Annotated in this window: 16 protein-coding genes; 5 read left to right on the top strand and 11 right to left on the bottom strand. The window is 41.2% G+C overall.

What is annotated here, in order from left to right; genetic code table 11:
* Positions 1-9 precede the first annotated feature (9 nt).
* The 5 genes from EO98_RS10390 to EO98_RS18880 form a co-directional block, all read right to left on the bottom strand.
* A complete protein-coding gene (locus tag EO98_RS10390) occupies positions 10-2,847 on the bottom strand; it encodes an anti-phage-associated DUF1156 domain-containing protein (RefSeq protein ID WP_048140211.1) in 2,838 nt (945 codons plus the stop codon).
* A gap of 2 nt (positions 2,848-2,849) precedes the next feature.
* The gene (locus tag EO98_RS10385) at positions 2,850-3,422 is read right to left on the bottom strand and encodes an anti-phage-associated DUF3780 domain-containing protein (RefSeq protein ID WP_048140209.1); all 573 of its coding nucleotides are present in this window, start codon (positions 3,420-3,422) and stop codon (positions 2,850-2,852) included.
* The gene (locus tag EO98_RS10380) at positions 3,419-6,523 is read right to left on the bottom strand and encodes an anti-phage-associated DUF499 domain-containing protein (protein ID WP_156161107.1); all 3,105 of its coding nucleotides are present in this window, start codon (positions 6,521-6,523) and stop codon (positions 3,419-3,421) included. The genes EO98_RS10385 and EO98_RS10380 overlap by 4 nt, the downstream gene beginning before the upstream one ends.
* A gap of 386 nt (positions 6,524-6,909) precedes the next feature.
* A complete protein-coding gene (locus EO98_RS18885) occupies positions 6,910-7,590 on the bottom strand; it encodes a hypothetical protein (RefSeq protein WP_200895276.1) in 681 nt (226 codons plus the stop codon).
* 219 nt (positions 7,591-7,809) lie between these two features.
* A complete protein-coding gene (locus tag EO98_RS18880; RefSeq protein WP_200895275.1) occupies positions 7,810-8,703 on the bottom strand; it encodes a DUF262 domain-containing protein in 894 nt (297 codons plus the stop codon).
* A 1,025-nt stretch (positions 8,704-9,728) separates the two neighbouring features.
* Between EO98_RS18880 and EO98_RS10370 the strand changes: the two genes are divergently transcribed.
* Positions 9,729-11,147 (top strand): hypothetical protein, encoded by a 1,419-nt coding sequence (locus EO98_RS10370; protein ID WP_235284787.1) that lies wholly within the window; start codon positions 9,729-9,731, stop codon positions 11,145-11,147.
* Between the two features lie 1,217 nt (positions 11,148-12,364).
* On the opposite strand, the gene EO98_RS10365 is transcribed toward EO98_RS10370, so the two are convergent.
* Positions 12,365-13,870, bottom strand: a complete 1,506-nt coding sequence (locus EO98_RS10365) for an HD domain-containing protein (RefSeq protein WP_048140205.1) — start codon at positions 13,868-13,870, stop codon at positions 12,365-12,367.
* A gap of 11 nt (positions 13,871-13,881) precedes the next feature.
* Positions 13,882-14,370, bottom strand: a complete 489-nt coding sequence (locus EO98_RS10360; protein WP_048140203.1) for a hypothetical protein — start codon at positions 14,368-14,370, stop codon at positions 13,882-13,884.
* A gap of 902 nt (positions 14,371-15,272) precedes the next feature.
* Between EO98_RS10360 and EO98_RS10355 the strand changes: the two genes are divergently transcribed.
* From EO98_RS10355 to EO98_RS10345, 3 genes are all read left to right on the top strand, one after another.
* Positions 15,273-16,091, top strand: a complete 819-nt coding sequence (locus tag EO98_RS10355) for an ATP-binding protein (RefSeq protein ID WP_048140281.1) — start codon at positions 15,273-15,275, stop codon at positions 16,089-16,091.
* Positions 16,092-16,475: 384 nt separating this feature from the next.
* Positions 16,476-18,278 (top strand): indolepyruvate ferredoxin oxidoreductase subunit alpha, encoded by a 1,803-nt coding sequence (gene iorA / locus EO98_RS10350; RefSeq protein ID WP_048140201.1) that lies wholly within the window; start codon positions 16,476-16,478, stop codon positions 18,276-18,278.
* A complete protein-coding gene (locus EO98_RS10345; protein ID WP_048140199.1) occupies positions 18,275-18,877 on the top strand; it encodes an indolepyruvate oxidoreductase subunit beta in 603 nt (200 codons plus the stop codon). Before iorA ends, EO98_RS10345 begins: the two co-directional genes overlap by 4 nt.
* Before the next feature lie 114 nt (positions 18,878-18,991).
* Here EO98_RS10345 and EO98_RS10340 read toward each other — a convergent pair whose 3' ends face one another.
* On the bottom strand, positions 18,992-19,507 hold the full coding sequence (locus tag EO98_RS10340; protein WP_048140197.1) for a VanZ family protein: 516 nt from the start codon (positions 19,505-19,507) through the stop codon (positions 18,992-18,994).
* 807 nt (positions 19,508-20,314) lie between these two features.
* Between EO98_RS10340 and EO98_RS10335 the strand changes: the two genes are divergently transcribed.
* On the top strand, positions 20,315-21,292 hold the full coding sequence (locus EO98_RS10335) for a glycosyltransferase 4 family protein (protein WP_048140195.1): 978 nt from the start codon (positions 20,315-20,317) through the stop codon (positions 21,290-21,292).
* A gap of 49 nt (positions 21,293-21,341) precedes the next feature.
* Here EO98_RS10335 and EO98_RS17520 read toward each other — a convergent pair whose 3' ends face one another.
* From EO98_RS17520 to EO98_RS19190, 3 genes are all read right to left on the bottom strand, one after another.
* Positions 21,342-22,601: a PGF-pre-PGF domain-containing protein gene (locus EO98_RS17520; protein WP_156165879.1), complete on the bottom strand. Its 1,260-nt coding sequence runs from the start codon at positions 22,599-22,601 to the stop codon at positions 21,342-21,344.
* A gap of 355 nt (positions 22,602-22,956) precedes the next feature.
* Positions 22,957-23,514, bottom strand: coding sequence for a cohesin domain-containing protein (locus tag EO98_RS10325; RefSeq protein ID WP_048140194.1), 558 nt, complete (start codon positions 23,512-23,514; stop codon positions 22,957-22,959).
* A gap of 209 nt (positions 23,515-23,723) precedes the next feature.
* Positions 23,724-25,991 carry a putative Ig domain-containing protein gene (locus tag EO98_RS19190; protein ID WP_235283588.1) on the bottom strand — a complete coding sequence of 756 codons (2,268 nt, stop codon included), beginning with the start codon at positions 25,989-25,991 and terminating at the stop codon, positions 23,724-23,726.
* Between the last annotated feature and the right edge of the window lie 695 nt (positions 25,992-26,686).

Below are 26,686 nucleotides of genomic sequence, written 5' to 3'. Positions count from 1 at the left end.
TGGGTAACCTCACATCTTCTGGTTCTTAATCAGCTCACGCAGTACACGGGCTGCACTTGCTTCTTCGGGGCGCATTTCTGTGAGTTTGCCAGCAATGTATTCGGCCAGATCGACTATCAACTCTCGAACAGTGGGATCATAGAAACCTTCGACGTTGAAGCCAAGATGTGCCAATACATCTGAGCCATCCATTCCTTTGGTAAGTTCCATTATAGCATAAAGTACTGCCCTAAGCGGTGTATTCCCCATTTGGGATGTATCATTCATTTCGGTACGTCCCAGCTCGACCGCGCTCTTGAGACATGATGAGTTGGCTTTCTGGCTGGCCATTAGCGGCTTAAAATCAACAACTTTGAATGCCTTGGCAAAGTTCTGGTAATTGTCAAGAGTCTTAACACCCTGGCTTTCTAGTTCCAAGAGTTTCAAGTAGAACCTCTCCGCAGGTTTGAGCTTTTCCCAGTGCGCTTTATTGATGCCTTGAGGTACAAGTGATTGGTTGGCAAGGTCGACTGCGAATCCGATGAGCTCATCAATGAATGTCTGTTGTCCTTTCACCCTTGGGCGGATGGCCTCAATTGCCATTTCCTTACCGTCTATGACCGAGTACTGAGTGAGTACACGCAAAGCAGCGGCGTAGCCTGCCATCTGAATGTCAGCGTCACCGAAAAGGTTCTCTTCACGGTAACGATGCTTGACCTGCTGGTTCAGGCCGGTCAGAGTTGCAACCTGACTCTCAACCTCGTCCTTGATATCCCATGCAAGGTCGTCACGAGTAGTACGCAGTGACCCCATTCGCTTACGTACCACGAGCAATACGGTGCCCTTGACGTATCTTCCGTCGCGCAAGGCACTTTCGGTTTCAGTCGCAACGTACCAAGCAGCTGTTACCTGTAGACCCGACGCCCAGACAATGTTCGCCATGTCAGCCCAGATAGAATTAGACTGGTGGGTGAACATGATAACTTGGATGCCGTTATCGGGCATGCACTCGGCCATTCGTTTGTACGCAGACACCATGCTACGGCGGAAGTCTTCATCTTCCCCTTTAATGGCGAGAGCACGGCGACTATCCCATACCCAGTTGGCAAACTCCGATGGCGGGTTTTTACGTAGCCAAGCGATGAAGAATTCGAGGATTTCCTCATACTTCACAGCGTCACCATATGGTGGGTCCGTGATGAACATATCAGCACGAAATTGGATATTTGCAGCAGACACAGCTTCGATGTTTGTCTCAATATCCTCATCCAGATGAAACAGCTTCAGATTCGGTTGAAGAACTGAATAACAATTTGATAGACCTCTGTTTCCATAGGTAAACAGGGTGTTTAGTGCTTGATTATCGAATGTATTTGAGGTGTTCCCTCCAGCACCTTTTGTTCCGCTTCCATTCCATCTACAAAGGCGGCTTGATAGATCTGCTAAAGAGGCGGCAAGAAACTTGTCTGCTGCTCTATTGCTCTTGTTTATCAATCCAATGACTAACAACTGTCGCGGATTAAACAAGTGGTGCCAGTAAGTCCAGCCACGCTCACGTATGGGCTGGTCAGTGTTGTATCCTGGCTCAATACGCATATCGGGCACCAATCCCTTCTCCTGCCATTCAGAGAAGTGCTTAGCCACATACTCTTGCACAGTGTGCTCGCGGTGAATATCGTCGGTGGTCACTGACCGAAATTCGTACTCTTCGCCACTACCCTTAGCCTTTGGTCGCATCCACTGAACTGCGTAGAGTCTTTCCTGATAGAGGTCTCCCTCATGAGGCATAAAATCGGTTTTCTCCCATAGCCGCAGACGGTTGCCATTGCTACCACCATCCTTGCAATAATCCCCTCGCAGAGTACTGATCTTGGTCCGATATTCAATGCCATTCACAGTATGTACCAAATATGGATCTTGGCCGCGCCCATCTGTACGGACAGTACCTTCACCTGCTGTGGTCAACTTAGCATCGCTCACATTGGAATGGATTTCAATATCATAGCGCCTCCGTTCCACATCAGGTATTAGCTCGACAATCACTTTGTAGCCCTTACTAACCACGAAACTAGGCAACAGAGGAACTGTCCAGCCAGTCTGAGGACACTTCACTTCTACACAATAGAGGAACGTTTTGGCGCGCCAGCCAGTGCCATCTGATTCTATCCCCAATTGGTCAATTTCACTTTTCACTCGTTCTATTAATTCCTTTTGTGTTTCTTTGAGTTTCTTCCTCTCAGCGGAAGAACCTCCAACAATGTGAAACGCACCCCAGGTAAGCATACATGCGATTGGATTCAAGTCAGATGCGTAAACATCACAGCCCAGCCGTGCCGCCTCGAAAGGAATCTGTCCTGAACCACAGAAGGTATCTGCAACCTTGGGACGATGACTAAAACGCATAATGCCTAGCTGCTCAACCAGTTCCGGAAACGAGTTCGCGCTGGTGCCTAGGTGAGCGTTAACTTTTGGCCAGATATGAGTATGGACCGCATCGTAGATCTCTTCTGGACGCTTGGCAGCACCTACTAACGAGCGGTAAGGTTGAGCTGGCACATGCTCGCCTTTCTTGAGCTTAAGACGTTTCTCAAAAGATTCTTCGTCCATCCCCATTAGCATCTCGAAAATTTCGAGGTCCTTTACAAGGTCGTCGGTAGCAGGCAATAGACAGCCAAGAACACACGCTTTACTAAGAATTAGTGGCTTTCGTCCTTTCCAGTAGCTTCCAAGGGCAGTAAGCGTTTTGCCGCTGCCTGCCATCTGCTCCTTATAAGACTCGGCTGATAAACGCTGCGCTGGCAGTACTTGCTCTATTAGCGCTGGGGCATCCTTGAGTGAAAACGGAACAATAGGTTTAGAGGGATTCATAGTTACTCCGAGAAAAATGAATGAATGTCTTGTTGTTCGGTCTTGGGACGGGCTCGACGGCGGCTTCGATCAGTTGTTCGGTCGCCATCGGAAAGTGCAAAGTAAAGAGCCTTACGCCATCCGCGATCGCTATCTTCAGGGAGACCTGCCTCTGCTACGGTCATGGAAAAAAGCCACCAGCGTTCCTCAGGCCGAAGTGCAGCCCATCGGGCACAGATTATTGGAAGCTGTTCTGGTGTCGCCTTTTCTGAAGCCCACGCAAGCACGCATAGTTCCTTACCAAGTAGTCGATCTACCAGTGTTTTGTCGACTTTCCAGCGTCCTGTTGCCTGCTTTTGCGCTTTGAGCCTCTCATTGAAGTCACTGCGCGCAGTGGCACTAATGACGGTCCAGGTGGCACGAGGCACGATGGCACGAGGCTCTTCGTAGGGCAAACCGTTCTCTCCTCCCTGATAGCCATAGTCCTCGATAATGCGAACAGGCTCGTTTTTCCCGGCAGCAATCTCTACGCGAAAAACATGAGCTCCAAAGGCATCAGGTGCGCCAAAATCGATAGTTGAGATCTTTCCGCTCATTGCTGAACAACCTCACCTGCCTGCAGCTCGATACCAAGAGCTTCGGTGAAGAGTTTGAGGTCATGGCCTGAAGTAAAGTATGCTTTCTTGAAGGTCATAGTCACTGCAGTGTCGGTGGTGAACTTAGTCAGTGCCATCTTGAGCAGCTTATCGATATACTCGCCGTCTACCCGCACCTCACCCACGGTCATAGTCATGCTCTTGGCCCCTTCGCCAATGGTGATCGTCACCCCTTCGAATTCAATAGATTTATCTTTTGCCTCTTTGATACCTTCGAAAGCCTTCGACCGTGAGTCAAGCTTCTTCTGACTTCTGGTCGTGATGAGATTGGCAGGTTTTGTCTCATTTATCTGCACACCCTTCTTGCCTTTTGCAGCGAAACTGAAGTTAGCCCGTGCTTCAATGCCATCCTCTTCAGCGAAAACCCATATGTGGACTTCACCATCGCCAATAACAATCGGTTCGGTATATTCCGTACCATTACGTGGCTCACTACCGTCGAGAGTATAACGTATTTTTCCTTTTGGTGCAACAAGTAAGCGCACTTTGCGCTTTGAACCCTCTTCAAAAAGTTCGTTGCGGATAACAAGCTTATTTTCCCACAACGTTGGCTCACCCGTTTCGAACTGACCAGAAGGATCGAAGACGAGGAACGAGACTCTCAACGCTGAAGTCTCAAGCTGATTGTCAGTGAGCAGTTTACTTTGAGTAGTCGCTATGGAATCCTCGGCATAGTAAATAAGTGGGGCTGGACCAGTGTTCTGTGTGTTCACGCGCAGACGTACCTTACCCATGTCGTCGGGATCAGTATCCAAAATAGGCTGAACTGAAGTTTTCTTCTTCTTAGGCGACTTTGTGACATATCCATTTCCAATGTCTTCCCATAATCCTTGGCTAAAAGCGAATTGCTTGAATCTGTCGATTTCCTTTGGTGATATCCATGGAAATCCAGCCTGTTCAGTCATACGATCAAGGATATCGCTCCAGCGTGCCTCAGTCTGGTTCTCAGGCCACAGTAAATTTTCAGCTTTACTGCGTAGAATATCGAAATCCTTCTCAACATCTAGAAAAAGCTTCTTCGGGTCACTAATGAGCGTCTTTTCGACTTGTTCTTCCCCGTTGAAAGGTTTGGAAACATCACGGGTCACGTCGAGAGGCTTAACCGCTAACTCAGGAATCCTACCTGGTCGGTGTATCGGAAACATTACTTTGTCAAAGACACTGAGCACGGTGGAATTGAAGTCTTGACTATACTGCTGCTGTTTCTTTTCCAATTCCTCTCGTTGAGGGTGTCCCTTAGAGATACGAATGTCAGCTTTCTCTACTGCAAAGACATGTCTTGCAGTCTTCTCAACGCTTGCCATTTGCGTTTTGTCACCCGTAAGTACGCAGAGATTGTTTTTCTGTGATAGTGTCTCGAAAAACTTCTGCACCTCTTCAGGCGGCAGTTTTGAGTCTGGGCTCACAACTAAGATCACTCTTGATCTTCGGACCTTGTCAATAACATCTTCAAGGTGTGGCAGTGGCAGAACCTCATCATAAGCGGCTTTACGGGATGGTTTGAACATCTCTGATATCCGATGGCGTATGAGCTCGTCCACCTTGTTTTCTGGTGCACCGGTGGCCAATGACTGCAGGAGTTTGGTTAGATTTTCCTGTCGATCAAAGTAGAAACGGCCTTCGGGTGTGTGATGAAGGTACCAAGCTTCAGCCTCAAGCTGATCGAAAGCCTCCAGAAATTCAGATGGCTTGCGGTTAGGCATTGAGAGTGACTCAACCATCTCTTCACGTGTCAGACCTTTCACGGCATTGACCGCCGTCGAGAGACTGGAAGTGAGAAGTAACGCACCTACTTGCTTGGTGGCGTCCGATTTGCATTTCAGGTCAATCACCTGGGCATGAGCAGATTGGTTGGCGTCCCACAGATCTTTAGCAATGACGTCGCGCATTTCCGAAATCTCTGCCAGCTTCTCTCGGACATCGGCAATGGAAAGGTCAAAATGTTGCGGACCAATTAAAAAGACATCGTTTGTCGGACGCTCCCATACCGACTTCAAGAGCCTTGAAACAAGTTCCATCAAGCCTCGTGTCTGCTTGAAACGCTCGTTCTCTTTGAAGAGTGCAACAAGGTTCTTGAGACATGGGTGGAAAGGATATGTTTCGGCGATCTCGTCGGCAATGGACTCCGCTCCACGGTTTACAATTTTGGCCTTGCCGGCTTCGGTAAGCTCTTGCCCAAAGTGTTCTGCTACGCTGTCAATTAAGTCGCCATCGGGCATTGAGACGAAAAGGCGCTTGCGTAATATTTCATATACCTCATTTCCTGCGAGATCAACTGGTGTGATGGTTAGCTCTTGTCTTCCAAGCTCCTGTCTTGCATCATTTAGAGCTCTGTTGATGAGATTAGTACCAGTCTCATACGAAGCCGCCAGGTCCGAGACGACGATGCAAACGTTTGATTTCTTGCCTGCTGCAGTCAGCATATTAGCGAAGGCACGTGTGGCTATGTCGGCTACTGTGCCATTCCCAACTTTCTGAGTGTCCAAGTAATGGAAATATGGTGGCAATTCATCGAGCAAGATCAGTATTGGCTCACTGCCTTCAAAGAGTCGCAACCAATCCTTTTCGTCAGGTGCTTTTGGACCTCCCACCCAGAAGTCTTGAAAAGAGTCTGCTCGACCTAACTGAGTTGCTATTTCCCCCCAAAAGAAATATGGGGGGTTGTTTCGACCATTGAAAGCGGCGACCTTTGCGATGTCAAAATCTCCCACATGTGGAACTGTATGTGGGAGCGTGCTACAGATTTCGCTACGTAACGATGGGTTCTTTGCGAGTAAACCAAACCCTACGAGTAGGTGTGTCTTACCACCACCCATTGCCTGTTTTAGGTGGAAGATGGCATTACTTGACTTGCCGGCAAGTCGTTTGATGCCTTCACGTATGAGCGTGTCCATACCATGGGTAATGTGCGTTTTGGCGAAAAACGCCATACCGTCGCCTTCAGTGTTGATCAGTTCGTCTAGTTGCTCGATCTGATCACTTATGCGGATATCCAGTGCATTGGGTTGGAGGATACAGGCATCGCGGACAGTTATCAGCATGTTTTATCTCCTTTAGGGTGATTCAATCTCTTGAATGATTTGTTTATTTCGTGAGTCCATCAATAAATAAGTAGTAAAATTTAAGTATTGAATTTTATTCATTATGTCAAGACCATCCAGTTTAATCAGTTCTATGACTGAGCTCAGGAACCACAAAGAAATATTGGCAAAAGATAATATCAAAGCCACAAAAGTAAAGGTCGTGAAAGTCTGATATTCATGCTAAATGAACAAATTGTAAATATTTCCTATCGAAGCTATTAATTGACTGTGACCTTATTCATTGACATAGACTGTATATAATATTTTTTGATATTTATATGGAAAAAGAGTAAATTTGACTCCTTCTTCAGCTCTCGTTGATATTCCATTATGAATTCTTTTTATTACAAAGAGAGATAATACTCCTTTATTTTCTTTGCCATTAAGACTCTTCTTTGTTCTAAAAATTCATCGTAATTTTTAATATTCTTTGAAAAAACGCTTTCAGGAATGCAGTTTTGCTTAAAGTTCTCTGTAAGTACCTCAAAGTCATTGATTCCACCGTACTTTAAAATTCTACAATCGCATTGCTCTTTCAATTCGTGGAAATAGATGCCAGGAGCCTTATTACCTACTTTAATGTTAATTTCGGACTGCGTGTAAGCATAATTGGCAACCTGGTTGTATTGTCCTCTAGACAAACCATAATTTTTTAAGTAATCCTTCGGGAAAACATGGTGGATATCACCTTTATGAGAGATTAAGTCCTTTACCGTTATATCTCTTGAAAGGGGACCCTTATCGTTTAATTTCACCTGAGCAGCCAGATATACATTGAAATATGGACTTGTTGATACTGAAGTATCCAGGTTTTGTACCAGTGCAATATCAAAGAAGGTATCAGAAAGTTCCGCACTTTCCACACTCTTGAGATATTCTCCAAAGTCCATTTTTGAAATATTCTTTATGTCATAATCAAACATGGATTCTGGAGAGCTTGAATACCTTCCCGTTAAAATAGATAAGGTAAACCACCTGCGTACATACGATTCAATCTCAGCGGGGTTATAGTTCTTTGCTTTCAATGCCAGATATATGTATGAAAAATTGAGTGTGTTCTGTGAGCGGACCAGACTGGAAGAAATAAAACCGGCAGATTTGATTATCATCAGAAAGCGTTTGAAATTGGTCTCGTTTATAAATTCATATATACCTTCTTCAAGCTTCTTGAAAGATTCGCGAGCAATTTCCTCTTCGTAAGTCCTCGTTTCAAAATTCCTTCCCGAAATCAGACTGACAAGATCCTATAGTTTCCCCCTATGGAATTCAGATGTAAAGACGACCCTCAGCAAATCCGTATAGTTCGGATCATAGAGATCATCATTCTCATTCTTTAACCAGGCCATTTTCCGAAAATACTCTGTGGAGACAAATCCGCTATCAACTTCAACAATCTGGCTGTAAAACTCTGGAGCCACCGCCAGACGACAGAAATAGTCAATCGCTTTCCTGATTGTAGATCCATTATAAGTTTCATTTGCAGCAATCTTAGACATTGCAAAATCCGCCTGGCTCAGCACAACTCCCTTGGAATTTATGCGCACGAATATCTCAGTCACAGTTTCAATGTCCAGATCAGAATCCAGCTCAATCAGACCAAGCTGTTTCTGAGTGATTTTCTTCAGATTCTCAATTTTTTCGTAGACGTGATCCTCTTCAGTTTCAGGATTATTCTCACAGAAATTTTTTACAGTTTTAAAGATGCTTTCCTCTCCTGAAATGATTGGAGATATGTCTGGTATCCAGGCATTATCTTTCTGTATAGCAGAGTTCAACACTTCAAACTTCTCTTCTTTTGGCTGAAATGCAATTTTGATCTTGTCTCGCCTGTAATCCTTGTTTATTACATACTCTCCAAGAATAGCTGCCCTTAAAGCAGTTACTCGTTGCTGCCCATCAATGAGAATCTTCTTTCCTTCAGAGAATGAGCCATCTTTTAGTTTGACATTAGGGTTCCGCCACGCGATCAGGTATCCTATGGGATATCCCTGATAAAGAGAATCCATGAGATCTCTGACTTTTGTTGAATCCCAGACAAAAGGTCTCTGGATTTCAGGAATTGCTACCTCTCCAGATTTTACCCAGGAAAGAATCGTTTCTATTAGGTGTTGATTAACAGCATACTTTTGCGTTTTCATAATTCAGTCTCCTTACGATTCTGAGGCGTACTTAAGAAACTCACGCCCAGGAAGACTTGTCAGCAGGCGGCGGTTTCGGCCTTTATAACCCTCGTACGTGTTCAAATTAATATCATAATGATTAGTTCGACTACCTTTGATTTTATTTTTTTGAGAATTTTCTATTCAGGTATATCAGATAATCTTTTTAACTTTTACTTTTTTATTTTAAGCCTAAGGACGTGTTCTAACTTTATAGACATTTTTTTAAAACATCTTATGAGCTTAAGAAAGAGAAAAATAAATAATTTTGAGGGGACGAACAGAGAAGCTGATCAGATTTATACACGTTGGAAGTTTTAGTAATATCCGTTTGTTCATCGGATACTTCAAATATCTGACGAGATTTGGCTTCCTAAAGAGAGCATAAATTTATATTTGTGATTTTATAAGTGCACAAAAAGTTTTTAGCCACGAATGCGCCTATATATGAAACGATGAATAAAAACATAGATAAGTTTATTAATTTTATCTCAAATCCATTCTACTTTTTTGTTTTAACATTGTTTTTTCTAATTATAACTATAACGTTTTCTTTTATTATACTGAATCAAATAACCTTTTTTACGAATCATTTGCCTCTTTTTAATTTTGAATTTCTAAAAAATAACGATTCTTTTTTAAAGGGACTCCCAGACAAAATTGGACTCATTCTGAGTTCTTCAAGCACAATTTTGGCAATAGTTTTCGCAATATCTCAGATAAGCATAACTAGTATTTCTGAAAAGTATACACCTTATGTTCTAAATAAATACATTGAAGATATCGACACAAAAATCAGCTTTTTCGGCCTTATTATTACTGTTATAGCTTCAACTTTATTTCTTTATATAAACGAATTACTTTCTTCTACAGGAAATTATATTTGGTCTATATTTTTAATTTCAATTTTTTTGATTTCTTTAGCACATCTTGTAAAATACTTTTATTTTGTTTTTAGCCTGATAAATCCTCTTAGTTTTTCTTCTATAATGTCCGACACTATATTGACAAATGTTGGATTTATCAAAAATAAAAACTTGGGGGAAAAAGCAGAAGTGGTTCTTTACTCAATGGATTACATCTCCGAAAGTAGTCTAATAGTTTATTCCGCCATTTATGGAATAAAATCCTACGAAAAAGAAGAAATTATCGAGGTATTGCCTTATTTTGAAGAAATAGAGAATTGGACAATCTCAATGGGTGATGTTTCAATAAAATCTATTCAATCATGTGAGTTGAACACTGCAAGAGATTACATTGATAAATTGCAAAATGTGTTTAGGCATGAACTCACCACCTATAATAGTATGTGGACTCTTCAATATATACTAAATTCATTCGGAAATATACTCAAATTTGCGTTTCGGTCTACTGATGATATCAGGTTCATGGTCATGAGCAAGTATCTCGAGATCCCTAGCATTTTCATCGCAAGTTCTCAAACATTTCCGAGCAAAAAAATTTTTTATTCGTATGATCTTTTTCTAAAAAAATTGTTTGATCTAAATAAATTCATTATCGATAAAAACGATTATGATTTATTTAAAGATGAAGTTAATGGAATAAGTCTCGCAATCTACCTACAAGAGATAGAAGGGCTCAAAGAGTCAATAGAATCTAATCTTGATGAATTATTCGTTGGTTTTGATAGTGACATTGAATCAAAAGTGAATGATGTAAAGTTATTAATCAAACATGATTTAATGACTAATTTTTCAAATATTATTACTTATGAATCAATTTTTCAAAAAATACACGATGTATTTTTGAGTAACCCGAGTAATCCAGAATGTAGTACCTATGAATCAAAATTTAAAGAGTTGGAAAAAGAAATATTTGACTTTTATATTTGTTCAAAAATTAATTTACTATTCCTTGTAATTGGTTCATATTGTATTTTTGTTGGGAGAGAAAACAATAAAGATTCTCTGAAATATTTGAAGTTATTATGGTTTTATACCGTGCCAGAAGATTCGGATACCAGTTGGGGAAACACTGTACCTGTCCCTTCGGATCTTGAATTTTTATTTAATATGCTTTTTTTTGGAGGGACAAGAAATAATAATTATTGGTATGAGTCATATCATTTTGAAGGATATCATGGATCTAAGCCGTATATAATTAAATATGTGCTTTTGAGAGTTACTTATCTGCTTCACCGTGGAAAAAACTTCACTATTAATATCTCAAGGAGCATATCTAAAAGTGAATTAGTATACAAACGCCTTTTCATAACGACATTTATTTCCCAAACAGAAGAATTATTAGGTTGTTGTGATAGACTGATATCTGAATCAAAAGAATGGGACTCATTTTTTCCAAAAATTGAGCAATCAACTCAACTTTTTCAGCACACTAAAGAATGGATTTCGGCCAAAGAAAAAGAATTCGAAAGTATATTAGAAGAAATTAAAAAAATATAGATTATAAACTCTATACTCGAGTCAAAAAAATATTTTCCATGTTGGCGTTTTTTAAATTACAAACTCTAAAGTGGACAATTTATCAATGATGCTATTGATAATATATTAAGGGACTTCTTGCCTAAAGGCTATAGGCTTTGTAGCAAATGTTTTGACCTTAAATTTTGCATTATTTGCCTAAAATCGATGCAATTTTCCATCTATATACATGTTATTCGAAGAACACTTTCATGAAAAATCGTTTATTTAGGGTCCTCCTAAATTAGTGTGTAAACTAAGAATCTAGAATGCTTATTTTAGGTGATAAGCGTATACGTAGAGCTTCCTCAACAGAATTACACTCAAATTTTCTCTCGATCTAACCCAAAATGAAAACGAAGATAAATAGGGCTTCTGAAAAAACAACTTTGCAGGAAATTCCCTTCAACCTTTTCAACCCTTTATTGATCTTAACCTGAGCCTCTCCAATAATCCTAATTATCTCATCAGGCTTTGGAACCTTTTTCTCCTCAATATTCGGGTTTACTTCATGGTTTGTTTAATCCTATGTGTTTTATCTTGCCGCGATTAGGCGCAATGACTCTCAAGGTAAAATAAATCAGAACCTCTATTGAATATAATTGTAAAAATAGTCAAATAGTTTTGAGACTTATACTGTTATGATGTACGGCGCTTCTGCAGGCGTCATGTCCCTTCATATAGGGTGGGTACTTTTCATCCCCGCCCCTACCCTCGTCACTCTTCTTAACCTCTCGACAGCGCTCATGCAGAAGTCACTAGGTGAGCGGCTGAGAGGCTTACTATAAGGATTTGGTATCTCCCTTGATGGAATCCCTCAGACGCTTCCTGAAAACTCAACCCATAGCTTTTCAAGAGGTCTGTTTTTCTAAATATTTCCTTATTTTTCTCTGAAGTTACAAAATTTTCTGAAAAATGTATTACCCATAAGGGAAAATATATTAAAATGAGTTATATCTTTTCCGCAATGACAAATGGACGTTTTCCTAAAGAAACAGTTTTCAAAAGTTTAATGTTCTGAAAAAGAGATATTGATTCGAAGCTTCAGGAATGGAGAATCCTGCACTACAGAGAGAAACATTAATGTAATTTCTTTTATTCAGTATATGGTAATCTTACCAAATACCAAAAGAATAAAGTGTATAATATTTTCAACTCTCAGCAAATTCTAAAAAACTAGGCACACTGCCAAATTCTATCTATCTTTGCTTTTCATATACTTTAATAGCCGTATTTATTTTTTGTTTGTACGAGTCGTTTTTAGTATATATCCGCTTAATGCTTAACTTTAATTCGCTAAGCACTCCTATGATTGAACTGGGGTCTTCAACTAAATATTTAACCTCTTTATTCCAATTTTCTATAATCTTGATACTTTCGTACTGCTTGTCTTCTGATATAATGTTGTCACTTAGAGACCTGTAAGGACCAATTGAAGTAATAGATACATCTTTATTATAAGTAATATACCAGTGACGATCAATATCGGCGATTTTAGTGATTTTGTCGATTACAGCAGACTCAAAAAGATATTTTTGGCTTGAATCCGTTCTCTTCATTATTTGCTGATACTCTACTACCAATTTTAAAGGTTCTCGGTTCAAAACTCTTTTAATTAGATTTAATAGTAGATCTTTCTTTATTTTATATTCTTCCTTATCGTCCAATTCAATTTCATGATTATTTACTTTTTTCAAAATGTCAAAAAAGTAGGAGTCATCATAATCCAGAAATTTTTTTGATGATTCATGATCTTCAAAAAAGTCGATCAGATCAAAATATGAATAGACAAATGACCTTTCCATCAAACCTTCATATATTTTTTGTATAATTATTTCGAATCCAACTGTTGTTTTGTGGTAAATAGATGTACTATAGAGAAAATATCTGCACATGAGGTAATGTTCCACTGCCTTTCTACTTTTAGCATCTACAACTATTCGATTATCTTCAGGAGCATACATTTCCAGAGATCTTATAATCTGATCAAGTTCAAATAAACCATATATTACTCCAGTCTGTTTTGAATCCCTTAGTAAATAGTCGAACCTGTCGGCATCTAATTCAGAATGAATTATTAACTTTTCAGGCCCAGGGTACGTTCCCGCTATGATTTGAACTATTTCTATAACATCTTCAGAAGAAAATTCTTTTCTTAACACATCATGAATTTCAGTATTTAGTATCACCAGAGAAGTTATCCTTTCATGGTGAGCAAAATCACCAGAGGGGTTTCTCATAGTATGGAGATTAAAATTTAGCTTATGAATACCATGAGCGCTTAAATCTCTCTTGTCGTCTACATCAGTTTCCAGCGAGATATTAGTAGTAGAGGAGTCCGTTGTTTTTATTTTTGACTTCGCATCTTCCTTGACTACTCCTTCAATAAGATGTGACAAAGGATAATGGCCAATATCATGTAATAATGCAGCCATTCTAATCACTTTGCGTTTTCCTTCTAAAGAACCCTTATCCTGAAGACTCACAATCATTTTATCGGCAATATGAAGTACTCCTAATGAATGATTGAATCGATTATGCAAAGCACCAGGAAATACGTAATCCATTAAACCTAATTGCTTAACATTTCTTAATCTTTGAAAAAAAAGTGAATTGACAACTTCACACTCCAATTTTGTCAATTTTATGAAGCCATGAACATTGTCGTAAATATTTGTGTAAAAATCAATTTTATCTGGGGCCAATTACACCACTTTCAATTATAATTTTTTAAATCATTGTAGGCTTCATCAATTAGTTGATCTATATTTTCAAATTCTTTTAGACTTGGTTTTGCATGTAACAACTTTATTTTTAAATTTTCTTTGCCCCCGCGCCCATTGAATGTAACCTTCCAAATATAATGCATTGAAGCTAGCACTTCTAAATATTTTACATTATCAACATTTGGCCCCAACTTCTCCCTAAATTTATTTAATTCATGGGCTATGGCTTCATGGTCTTTAAATACTATACCTTTACTATTTTCAAAAAGAGAGTCATTTATACTATATAGGGACTGAGTTAAGTCTGGAGAATATGGCCCCCTAACATACCAATTAAAAGCATAACCCAAAGATAAGCCTGAAGATTGCAATAAATAAACAATTTTTTGGAACTTGAGCCGAGTATTGAACTCAGACATATCGGGTTTCTCTAGATCCAAGATGTTTAATACCCGACTCAAGATTTCTTCTTTTGACACGTTAGTCCTCCTTTCCTGAAAACCTTATGATATATAGAACATAACTGTATATATTATTAATCGAAGTTACTGGGCCGTATTTTGAGTCATGTAAGCATTATTATATAAGCTTTTTTTGAATTTTTGCCCCATAATAATAATAAATTATTATGATAAAAATTGATCTATTGATTTATATAAGTAGAGCAAGTACGCTGAAAGTAAAGTGTATATACATACAGCATGAACATTTCACAACTCTAAATATAAACTTTATGAAATTTCACACATTTTTAAAGGTTGAAATAAATACTCACATAATTTCCGGAAGATTTAGAGGAAGAGCTTTTTTATCGGTGTTTTTGTATTTCTAAATGTACTGTTATTTTCTCACAGTACAAAAAGTATATATTACCCTTTAACCTAAAATATACTGTAATATCAAGCGCTATAGCCCTTAATTGCTAGAACTAAGGCTTTTATATGAGAATATAATCTAGCAATCTTTTCTTTGAATTGTTCTCTCAACAAGATTCAAACTATAGCTTTAATATACAAAAGTAACAAAGAGATTGAGTCAATTTTTAGCTTTTTGGAGATATTTATTCCTCCTATTGGACCATTATCTATTACAAAAAAATAGGATGTTTGAGGCACTCAATTTCCGTTTCTTATGAGTTCTGAGGCACTTTAAAAGTACTTTGCCCTCCCGATTTTTATTCTGATTGTTTGGCTACCGCTTTTGGCCTCTGATTTTTCAGCTGCGATTTTTGACCTCTGATCCATTTTCTATCCTGTTATGCGAAGAATCCAGGCTCTGATCCTGGAGAAAGATTTTTTTCTTTTGCCGCCTGAACAGGAAATTGCTTAAAGGAAGTGCTTTTAATCCTGCAGGATAAATTACTGTGGTAGGTGAACCGGATATGAGAATCGCAGTGTGCGGGAAAGGCGGAAGCGGAAAAAGCACAATTTCTGCTCTCCTTGCAAGGCAGATGGCAAAAACAAAGAATGTCCTGGTGCTCGATATCGATGAGTCCAACTATGGGCTGCACAGCCAGCTCGGCATGGAGGCTCCAAAAGACCTCATGGAATACTTCGGAGGAAAACAGGACTTTAAGAAAAGGCAGAAGGCTCCGAAGACCACTTCCTTTGGAGGGCTGACGCAGATGGGGGCTGGCACAGGCAAGCAGCAGTCTCGCTTCTTTGAGAAAAGGTGGAGTTTTTCCGACCTTCCTTCGGAGTTTGTGGAAAAGAAGGGGAATCTCAGGTTGATGGCTGTTGGCAAGATCCATGATTTCGGAGAGGGATGTGCCTGCCCTATGGGAGTCCTGACAAGGGAGTTTCTCGAAAACCTCGACCTCGGAAAAGACGATGTAGTAATTGTTGACACTGAAGCCGGCACGGAACATTTCGGGCGCGGAGTTGATAAGGACTTTGACCTGATCCTGGTAGTTATCGACCCTTCCTACGAATCCCTCAAACTTTCAAAGAAATTTGAAGATTTTGGAGGACAGTGCGGGTGTAAAGTATATTTTGTGCTTAACAGGGTTGAGCCGGATATCAGGGAAGAAATGCTGGCTTTCGTGAATTGCGTAAATGTCGTGGCTGAGATCCCTGCAAAAAGAGAACTTTTCAAAGCGTCCCTGAAAGGCGAAGAACTCGACCTTGAGCTGGAAGAGATTGCAAAGCTTGCAGAGTTTCTTGCAGAGTTTCGGGGGAAATCCGATTCATTGATTCATTGATCCATTCATTGATTAATTGACTCATTGATCCATTCATTGATTAATTGACTCATTGATCCATTCATTGATTCATAGGTTTTGGGCAACTGATGGATATTTTTGATCTCCCTGCGGCTTTTTCATTTTTTAACGCCTTCAATTAGCCGGGGCTGCGGTCCTGAATGAGAAAATTTTGGACAATTATCCGAAAGTATATTATTGATCGTGTTATTTGAATAATGCAAAAGTTTTACGTGGTTTACGGACAGCAGGTTTTGTTTGTCGGAGTTGTCCTTTTCCGGAATTTCTATTCATTGACTTATTGATAAAAACTATGTTTGAAATGTTTGAAATATTTGGATGTTGGAGTTATATTTTCATTATTAAAATGCTGGAGAACATAAAATGACTACACGCGAGTACATGCTTGGAAACGTGGCAATTGCCCGGGGCCTTTTGGAAGGCGGCGTACAGGTGGCTACAGGCTACCCCGGGACTCCTTCTTCGGAGATCATCGATACCCTTGCGGCCCGGAAGGACCGGGACTACTATATTGAATGGTCCGTGAATGAAAAGGTGGCAATGGAAGTGGCAGTCGGAGCCGCCTGGGCAGGAGTCAGGTCTGTCGTGACAATGAAACACGTCGGGTTAAACGTTGCAGCCGACCCCTTCATGACCCTTGCCTATGCAGGGACAAAAGGCGGGCTTATTGCCATCGTGGCTGATGACCCTTCCTGTCATTCCTCCCAGAACGAGCAGGATACACGGCGCTATGCCCAGTTTGCCCTTGTGCCCTGTTTTGACCCTTCAACTCCCCAGGAAGCCAAGGATATGCTTCCATATGCGTTTGAGTTTTCGGAAAAGTTCGAAATCCCTGTAATCTTCAGGCCCACAACCCGGATTTCTCACGGTAAATCAGATATCGAGCTCGGGGAAATTCCTGTGGAAAAACCGGTTCCCCATTTCGAAAAACTTCTCGACCGCTGGGTCATGCTGCCCAAGAATGCACGCACCCGCCATACTCATATCCTTTCTATCCAGCAGCCAATGGAAGATGAGCTTGCAGAATCTCCCTGGAACTCTCTGGAACTGATACCTGATGCAAAGTTCGGGGTAATAGGTGCAGGCATTGCTTCGGTATACGCAAAAGAGGCCATGCAGGAACTCGGGCTTGAAGCTTCTTTCCTGAAGATAGGGACCTATCCTGTCCCGAAAAAACTTATTCTGGAACTGCTGAACACAGTTGATACTATTCTCATCTTCGAAGAGCTTGAGCCGATTGTCGAAGAGCAGGTAAGGATGCTTGCACAGGAAGCCGGGCTTGAGGTCTCGATTCTCGGGAAAACGGGTGGTTTTGTCCCGCGAGAAGGAGAACTGGACATAAGCGCCTTCCTTGAAGCCTTGAAGAGAACTTTTGATCTGGATGCCGAACCAGAAACCGAAAAAATGCCCCTTGAACTTGCTCCCCGCCCGCCTGCCCTCTGTGCCGGCTGTTCTCACAGAGCAACCTTCTATTCCATGAGGAAGGTCTTTGGAAAGGATGCTATCTACCCAAGCGATATCGGCTGTTACACCCTCGGGATCCAGAGCGGGACTGTTGAGACCACACTCTGCATGGGGTCAAGCATCAGCATAGCTTCCGGGCTTTACCATGCAGGGGAAAAGCGCCCTATCTGCTGTTCTATCGGGGACTCAACCTTTTTCCATACAGGCATGAATTCTCTCCTGAACGCTGTCTTCAACAAAGCCAATATTACGGTCACCATTCTCGACAACCGCATCACTGCCATGACCGGGCACCAGCCAAATCCCGGAGTTGGCTTTACAGTTACCGGTGAGCCAACTGTAGAGGTCTCGCTTGCCGAACTCTGCAGGGCTATGGGAGCCGGATTTGTAACTGTTGTTGACCCCTACAACCTTGAAGAGATTCAGGAAGCTTTCAAAGCCGCAAAGGATTTCGAAGGCACATCTGTAGTCATAGCAAGGCAGCCCTGTGTGATCTCAGGAAAGAGAGCAGGAATCAGGCGGGCCCCGTACATCGTCGACCCTGAAAAGTGTGAAGGCTGTAAGCAGTGCGTCAAGTTCGGCTGCCCGGCAATCGAATTTGATGAGGAAAATAAGTGCGCTGTAATTACTTCCCTCTGCAGCGGGTGTGGGGTCTGCGCGCAGATCTGCAAGTTTGAAGCTATCGGGGAGGTGAAGAGATGAGTCAGGTAAAAGGAGAGAAGAAGCTCGATCTCCTTATCACGGGAGTCGGGGGACAGGGGGCAATCCTTGCTTCGGACATCATCGGAAAAGCCGCAGTCATTTCAGGGCTTCCCATCCGGGCAGCAGAGACCCACGGCATGGCGCAGCGCGGAGGCTCGGTTGTAAATCACATAAGGCTGGGTTCAGATCTCGGATCAATGATCCCTAAAAAAGGCGCAGACATCATGCTTGCCCTTGAGCCAATGGAGGCAGTTCGGTATCTTGATTTCCTGAAGGACGGCGGAGTAATTATAGTAAACACTCAGACAGTCATCCCTGTAACCGTGACCTCAGGCCTTGCAAAGTACCCTGAGGTCCAGGAAATCCTTGACGTCCTTTCTGAAAGATATATCGTCAAAGCCTTTAATGCGGACGAACTGGCTTATGAAGCCGGGAACAGGCTTGCAATGAACGTGGCAATGGTCGGGGCAGTCTCTGGCTACCTGCCCATTCCGAAAGAGATTCTGATTGAGAGTGTTAAAGCCCTCGTGCCGCAGAAAACGGTTGAGATTAATGTAAGGGCTTTTGAGATGGGGAGAAACAAAGTAGAGAAAAGCTAAACAGAGGAAAGCTAAAACTTTCCTTTTTATTTTTTCAGGTACTGTTTTAATGGATTTCAAGTTATCGAACTTTAACTCTCTTTTTTAGCTTCAGAGCTTTTAATTCTTAAACTTTTACTGAGAATTCAGTTCTTTTGTTCTTACTTTCAAAATTGCCTTTAGCGTAAGTGCAAACAAAATTACAAAAATCTGTGCAAGTACAAGCCCTATAAGGTTTGAAAAGGCATCTGCTACGCTCGCAACACGGTACGAGAGAAACATCTGGAATACTTCATTCAGGATCCCGTAAGCAGTTCCGATGAATATTGCGCAGATTGCTGAATATCTTACAAGTGCAGGGTTTTTTGAACTTAAAAACACAAAATACAGTAAAATCCCGAGCCCAAAGTAAATCCCTACATGCCCAGGGTCTATGGAGGCATCCTGAACCGCTTGTAGTGAAGCAAGCAAAAAATCCATCACTGGAGACAGGTCATTGGCAAGAAGAATATTTTGAATCGGGTAACCAAGACCCATTTTCAGGAGGTGTTTGAGATCTCCTACGCCGGCACTGACTGATAAGTAAAAGACCATAATTGCGTATAAGATGGTAATTGAAATAAAAAAACGGGGTTTTTCAAGTTTTAGCATTTTATCTAGAAGGTTTATGACATATACGGGATTTAAAGTATTTGTTTTAATGAACGATTTGCAGTAAAATTAGACTATGATTCGGATTTATTTTGCGAGTTTATACCTCCCACAAACTAAGACTCCAAATCAATTTTTTGTGGAGATTCTGGATCAGAGACATATTTATATACATGAATATTTGAGGCAAATGCTTTTTCCATTTTTTATGCCAAAATGGAAAAAATCAATAAAAATTATTATGTACATATAAAAATATTTATTAAATATAAGTATATTAACATTACTCAGGTTTACCTTAAGTTTCTCTAACCATTCCAGAATCAACTTCCCTCAAATCGCAGGATCATCTTTACTTTTAATCCTGAACACTTGTTTTCTGCTGTCTGCAGAAATTCTGGTATATAATATGTTGGCAGAAAAATACATGGTAGTTTCTTGTGAATCTTGAGCCTTTCCGGCAAACAGGCTAATAATTACGGATATGGAAAACGATATGTATTATGAGAAAAGTCTAAAGGTTGTTTAACCTGAAATCTTCCTCTAATAAGGGCATTTTCAGATTTTTCTATTAAAAAACCCTTTATCTGGACATTGTAACCTTAAAATGCATCTCAGGTTATTCCAGGCTTTTTAAGGGGCTAAAAAGTCTATATCGCAGTTCTTTACCCAGCGCCAGAAATAATTTTTGATAAATATTTTTCGATAAGTATTTCAATCATTATGCTTAAAAAGTTTCGGATTAAATGTAAGCTTTGTTTTCGCGTCAGAAAAAATATGAACAGTAACGGTGAGGGTCAGTAAAAAATGATAGTCAGTTCAGCTTCATTCATTCAAAATATTATGTTTACAAGCAATTTCCTTGTTCCGCTAATAATAACTGCAGCCTCCATGCCTTATTTTATCAGGAAGCTGATCGAGAATGGGATTGTCGCGAAGGACGTTTACAAGAAGAACCTGCCGACGGTAGCAGACCGTGGAGGAACTTTAATTCTGTTGATCGCAATGCTTTCCCTTTCCATGAACTCCCTCTTTTTCAAGTTCACATCCACAAACTATGTCGCAATGATTGTCATTGCACTTTTCGGGCTGTTTGGCGTCCTTGATGATATGATCAATATTGGCAGGTTGTCCAAGCTGTTGATCATGTATTACTGTTCTTATCCGCTTATTCAGTATGCAACTCACACTGCGGTTACCCTCCCAAGCATTGGAGATCTGGAACTCGGAATACTTTATTTACAGTTCATTGTCCCGACCTATGTGCTGGTTGCATCAAATCTCGTTAACATGCATTCCGGATATAACGGGCTTGCTTCAGGATTAGCTATAATTGTTCTGGTCTCGCTGATTATAAAATCGGTTCTGATTCACGATGTTGAGAATATAATATCCGTTATTGCCATTACAGGAGCCACGATCGGGTTTTACCTCTACGAGCAGTACCCTGCCAGAATCTTCTGGGGAAATGTCGGGTCGCTTACGGTCGGGGCTACAATCGGGACTATAATTGTCATTCAGGGCTTCATAATAAGCGGCTTCATTATGCTCATACCGCATACAGTCAATTTCTTAATGTACGTCTACTGGAAGGTTAAAAAGTACCCTGCTGTCAAGTTTGGAAAAGTCAGGGAAGACGGCACTCTCGAAGTCCCCAATGCTCTTACCCTTAAATGGGTTCTGCCTTACTACCACAGGTTAAATGAAAAGCAGGCAACCTATGCGATGTTTCTACTGACCTCAATTTTTTGCATTATAGGGATTTTACTTCCGGGAAGGCTGTAAATAATTAAAAAATAGAAAGGTGAGATTAAGCCCTCTCCCTCTCTTCTTCTTACTCTCGATTTCTTTTGAAAAACATCAGTGCAGACAGGAATAAGACCCCGGTTCCAAATATGCCAGGTGCCGGTGCCTGAGAATTCCGGTTTTCCTTAGCATCTTCATCCTGGCCGGTTTCGTATTCCATTTCAGAAGAAAGGGCTGCTTCAGCATTTTCTTCGACTGCTGGTTCTAATGCCAGGATTTCTTTTGAGTCAGGGACCTGATTTTCCGGGCCGGATGCAAATTGGGAACTCTGGCCTGTTATTGCAAAGGGGGAAAATCCCGGAGTTTCCGATTCAAAGAAGATATAATCAGAATCTTCTCCCGTTTTTACGGTGGGCAGCGGATTCCAGGCATTTAAGTGGTATCTGTTCAGTTTAATGGTTGATGCCTGAATCCGGTTTTCTTCCAGCCAGGTTTTGCTTACTCTAAAATTGATTACCGGACTTCCTATATTTTCTTCAGTTGAATAACCGTTCTTTCCGACCCATATATTCAGGTTTTTATACACTATTCCCTCAGGCTCATCTGAAACCAGGCAGGAGGTATTTTCCAGAACTTCAATGCTTGCTGTTACAAAACCCGCATTCCTGAGAGCGGTATAATTTACACACGTAACAGGATTTTCTGCATCTTTATATTGGTAAGAGACCACTGTATCTCTGCTCACAAATACCCTGGAGATTTCTTTTAGCTTAATGTTTTCATAATTTTCACCGTTATCGACACCTCCTCCCCCTCCGCCGGATGTGTCTTCTGCCGGGGGTTCAGAGCCGTTGTCTGACTGATCAGCACTTTCCGCATCTTCTAAATAGACACTGCCGTCTACAACTGTTACCGGCACTGCATTCCCGCTGGAATTGCTTACGATAACGTTTGAGAGCTGAAGTTTGCATAAGCCTGACCTGCCGGTTGAAACGAGATATATCGTTGCAAGAGTTCCGGGTTTGGTTGCCGTATCCTTTCCCAGGATCAGGCTGTAAACCCCGGTAAGAGTGCCCTGTGAGTTGTCAATGCTGCCCGCATTGAACATGGTAGTCGCACCTGTCTGGCTTAATGCATTTTTTTCCTGTACATCTTTGACATTTGCCAGAGTACTATTGAAAGTGAAGTCAAATTGAGCTCCGGATATGGGGGTATCCGGTTCAATGTAGATATTGACTGCAAAACTCTGGTTTTCTTCAAGATACTGTTTTTGCGGGGATATACTTACGATTGTATCTGCAGAAGCAGTACCTGTCAATACGATGCTCAAAAAGATAGAAATTACCAAAAATATTGCAAAGTTTAACTTATTATTCTGCAGGTTGATTATTCTCACCTTCCCTCAAGATTACGATTAGTAAAAGCAGCTAGTAATTCAGAGTTCTATATATTTTTAATATGTAATAATTCTATCTGCTGCCCAAAGGTCATAAGTTCAAGTCTGGTGAGATGTTCAAATCTGGTGAGATCAGCTTTTTTATTTCAGAAAAAGAGCTTAATAGTCCGTATTCAGGAACGAATAGAATTCCGAAGCAGCCGAATTTAAAAATATGAATATAAAACTAATACTTGTTATAATAACTCACAAATGGACATCTTTCCAGCTTAACCGTCCAGTCAGATAATCCGGTTAGATAATCCGGTTAGATAAACAGGTCCCGGAACAATTTTTTCAGGAAACTTTCCTGTTCTTTTGTTTTCAAGACCTTAATGCTGGCATTTACCACTTCGGCTTCTACGGCATTACCGTCAGGACCGCTTATAACAACGTTTTTCAGGCAGATTTCCGATGTATTTTTTACATCCGAGTTTGAAGATAGTGTGACAGTTGCAAAAGTGCCTGAAGTTGAAATCCCTCCTTTGCCGAGAACGCATCCATAGACGTTTTTGAGCGTTCCATTATCTGCTTGCCCGGAATTGAAAAAAGTCTCCCTGCCGCTTTGTTTAAACAGGTCGCCTTCAGTTACATTTGTTACCAGCAGCACCGAACCATCAAACCCCAGGTCAAACTGCATACCTGCAATCTCAGTGTCAGGAACCACGAATACATCCAGTGTTACCATATCACCTGCAGAAATCACCCTGGACGACGGCTGAAGAGTTACCTGTGAGGCGGCAGCGGTGAAGGTGAAGGTGAAAATTGTGAGGGCTGCAATTACTGCAACTAACCAGATACTTCCTTTTCGGCTATTTCCGCGCACTCTATATTGTCTGCCGGACGGGTTATAAAAAACCTTTCTTATGACCCGGTATTGATAATAAGTCGAGAAAAAGTAATTCTGCGCTGAAAAGAAGGAGTTAAGTGCGTTAAGTGCCAGAGAAATGGTTATTTGCCGGAAAAGTGGTTGTGTGCAGGAAAAAAGTAACTTTGACGCAGGTTTTCTCACCTGCGCCATATATTTAATCTTTTTTAAATTACTATTTCGCCAAAGTAGTATCCGGCAAGAGTAAGGTCCTGGATGTTGACTACCCCATCCTGGTTGACATCCCAGCGCGGATACGGCTTTTTGGTATCGGTGCCATAATTCTGAGCAATTATGGTTATGTCAAGGATGTTCACAATCCCATCTTCGTTGACGTCCCAGCGTGGGTGGTAGTTGTTGATGTATATGCTGTGCTGTTCCTTGACCTCGTCTATCCCGTCGCTTACAGCCAGAGATATCGTGTGGTTGCCGCTGCTGGAATAGTCCGTATCCCAGACGTAAGCCGGGTCAGTGCTGCACTCCACTCCGTCGATCATTAGAGAGTATTTCAGGGCCTGTCCGTCCGCATCGGATGCGTTTACTGAAATATTGATCTTTTCCCCTTCACTGAAGAATGCTCCGTTAAGGGGTTCGAAGTAATTAATGACCGGAAGGTTATTGAGCCTGTTTACAGTTACCGTGACGTTCTTGGAATCCGTGAGGTAACCGTCACTTACCTCAAAGGTAAACGTATAAACTCCAGCCTGTCCTACAGCCGGAGTCCAGGTAAACAGTCCGGATGTCGTATTGAAGCCTGCCCCCTCAGGAAGCCCTGAAGCTGAATAAGTAAGGCTGTTTCCGTCTGCATCTTTAGCGCCTACCTTGAAAGTCAGAGTGCTCTTTTCATCAACCGATTTGGGACAGCAAATCGGGTTCATTACCGGAGCAGTATCAATCAGTACGGTAGAGCTGGTAACGGTATACGGAGTTGATTTTGAATTTGCGTCACTGATAAGCACATTGGACAGGCTGAACTCTGCTATGCCTGTACTGTTTCCTGCAGTCAGGTTAACTGTTGCCATCGTACCGGGTGAAGATACGGTTGATGTGCCAATGATGAATCCGTAAATGTTTTTGACTTTACCTGCACTTTTATCAATAGTCCCACTGCTGAAAAGAGTTTGTGCCCCGTTCTGCTTGAAGAGGTCTCCTTCTTTTGCAACATTGGCTGAGACCATTGAACTGTTGAATACAAAGTTCAGCTGAGCACCTGTTATAGCTGTTTCCGGATCAACCTTTATATTGAGGTCAAACTGCTTGCCAGGTGTGACAACCTGATATTCAGGAGTTATCGAAGTTATCGATACATTCTGAGGTTCCGATGTATCTCCAATAACATCCACAGTCCAGGTGTGTAATACAGATTCTCCACTTCCGAACCCGCTGAAAGTAACATTATAAGTGCCTGCTTTATCCCAGCCCCGGCTCATGGAAGCCATATTATTCAGGACCCGCTCCCCATTGACATACCATTCTTTTGTTGTAAAGATGTCCGGACTTACACTGAAAACAACACTCTCGCTAACGTTCCGCGTAAGTACGGCATCTGCAGGCGAAAATTCGATATTCTGTGCTGGAAGTTCATCGTCCTGACCTGGCTGGTCACCGGAACTTTCTCCCAGCGGCCAGGTCCAGCTGACAGGGCCATTAGCATTGGACCCTGTGAATTTTATTGTGTGGTTTCCTTCTGTCACGGGCCATGCATAATTAAGGGACCCTTTAGACACAGGTGAATCCGATCCGTCAACATACCATTCCATCTCAGTCAGAGGCTCATCTGTCCAGACTCTGAAGTTCTTCTTCTCACCGGGGTTGAACGGGTTATCAGTGCTTGGTGCAAAGCCTGTTAGGTGTGGGCCTTTTGAATCTTCAGGAATTATTGCCGTGATGGTGTAGGTTGGGACGTTTGGGTCCTTACGGTACCAGGAAGAATCAGGAGTGATTCCTGAGAGAGAAACAGTGCGACCTTCCGGAGTGGTGATAGTGGCGGTATAGGATAAGTTATTGTATGTCACAGTTGAGCTTTTGTATTTCTCAGCTAGTACAGGGGAATTTTTACGATCTGTCTCTGGCAGATCTGTTTGACCATTTGAATTTGTCCTGAACGTTGATTTATCATCACCGTAGGCATCAACACTCTGAACATTGGCTTTTAATGGATTTGTAAAAGAAAGTGTTGAATTTGGAATAGAATACCCAGTGTTGCTTTTTATAAGGATATCTGAGTAATAATAAAAGGCTGCTTCCACATTTGAATTACCATATAGTGTTGTTGTGTAATTAACGTTTATAAACCTCGAATTGATTGCCTCGGAAATCCATAAATCCTTTCTTTGACTATTTATAAAATTAGAGTCTATTAGAGTTATGTTTCCTACAGGCCTTCCATTTAAAGATATAAGTTGTGCCCCATAGGAACAATTTTTCGAGGTCATATTTATAATCTTTATACCATCGGAATAACCGCCAGTGAAAGCCTCACCAGCATTTTCAGAGTAATAATTTATTAAAGTAAAATTATCATTATTCGTTGATACATATATCCCTCGATCAATTCCAGCGTTATATGAAGCTATATTTGTTAATGTAACATTAGTACTACCAACCGAAAGAATATTGTTGCTGACTGAATCGTGTACAGTCATATTGTTTACTTTGTAATTATAACCTCCATGCAAGTCAAGACCATTATGACCAGAATTATATACAGTAATATTGTAAAACTGAATGTCATGTGTCGTAGGATCTGTTGCTTCTATTGAACTCCATCCTGTGCCATTAACGAATATATCGTGTGCTGATGAGTATTCGCTACCTCCCCAATATACCATAGCATAACACCCAGTTCCAGGATTCAGATAGTCTCCAGCATTCTCTACATATACATCGTATACTTCAGTATTATCACAATTATAGCATGATACAGCAGTTTTTTTTGTATTAGTTACGGACACGTTGTATATTTTTATATCATTTGAATTTCGGAAATTTAAGCCGCTGGTCGCATTCACGATAGTTATATTATACACGTCTTCTTTAATTCCATCTAATCTAATCCCACCTGCATCATGTATATAAAGATCATGAAATTTTCCTGATGCTCCAATCTCAGACCCTCCAGTAATTTCAA

Origin of the sequence: Methanosarcina sp. 2.H.T.1A.6 (genome assembly GCF_000979455.1) — an archaeon.
Lineage (GTDB): Archaea > Halobacteriota > Methanosarcinia > Methanosarcinales > Methanosarcinaceae > Methanosarcina.
Note: the sequence above shows the minus strand (reverse complement) of the source record. Positions and strands in the feature narration are given on the sequence as shown.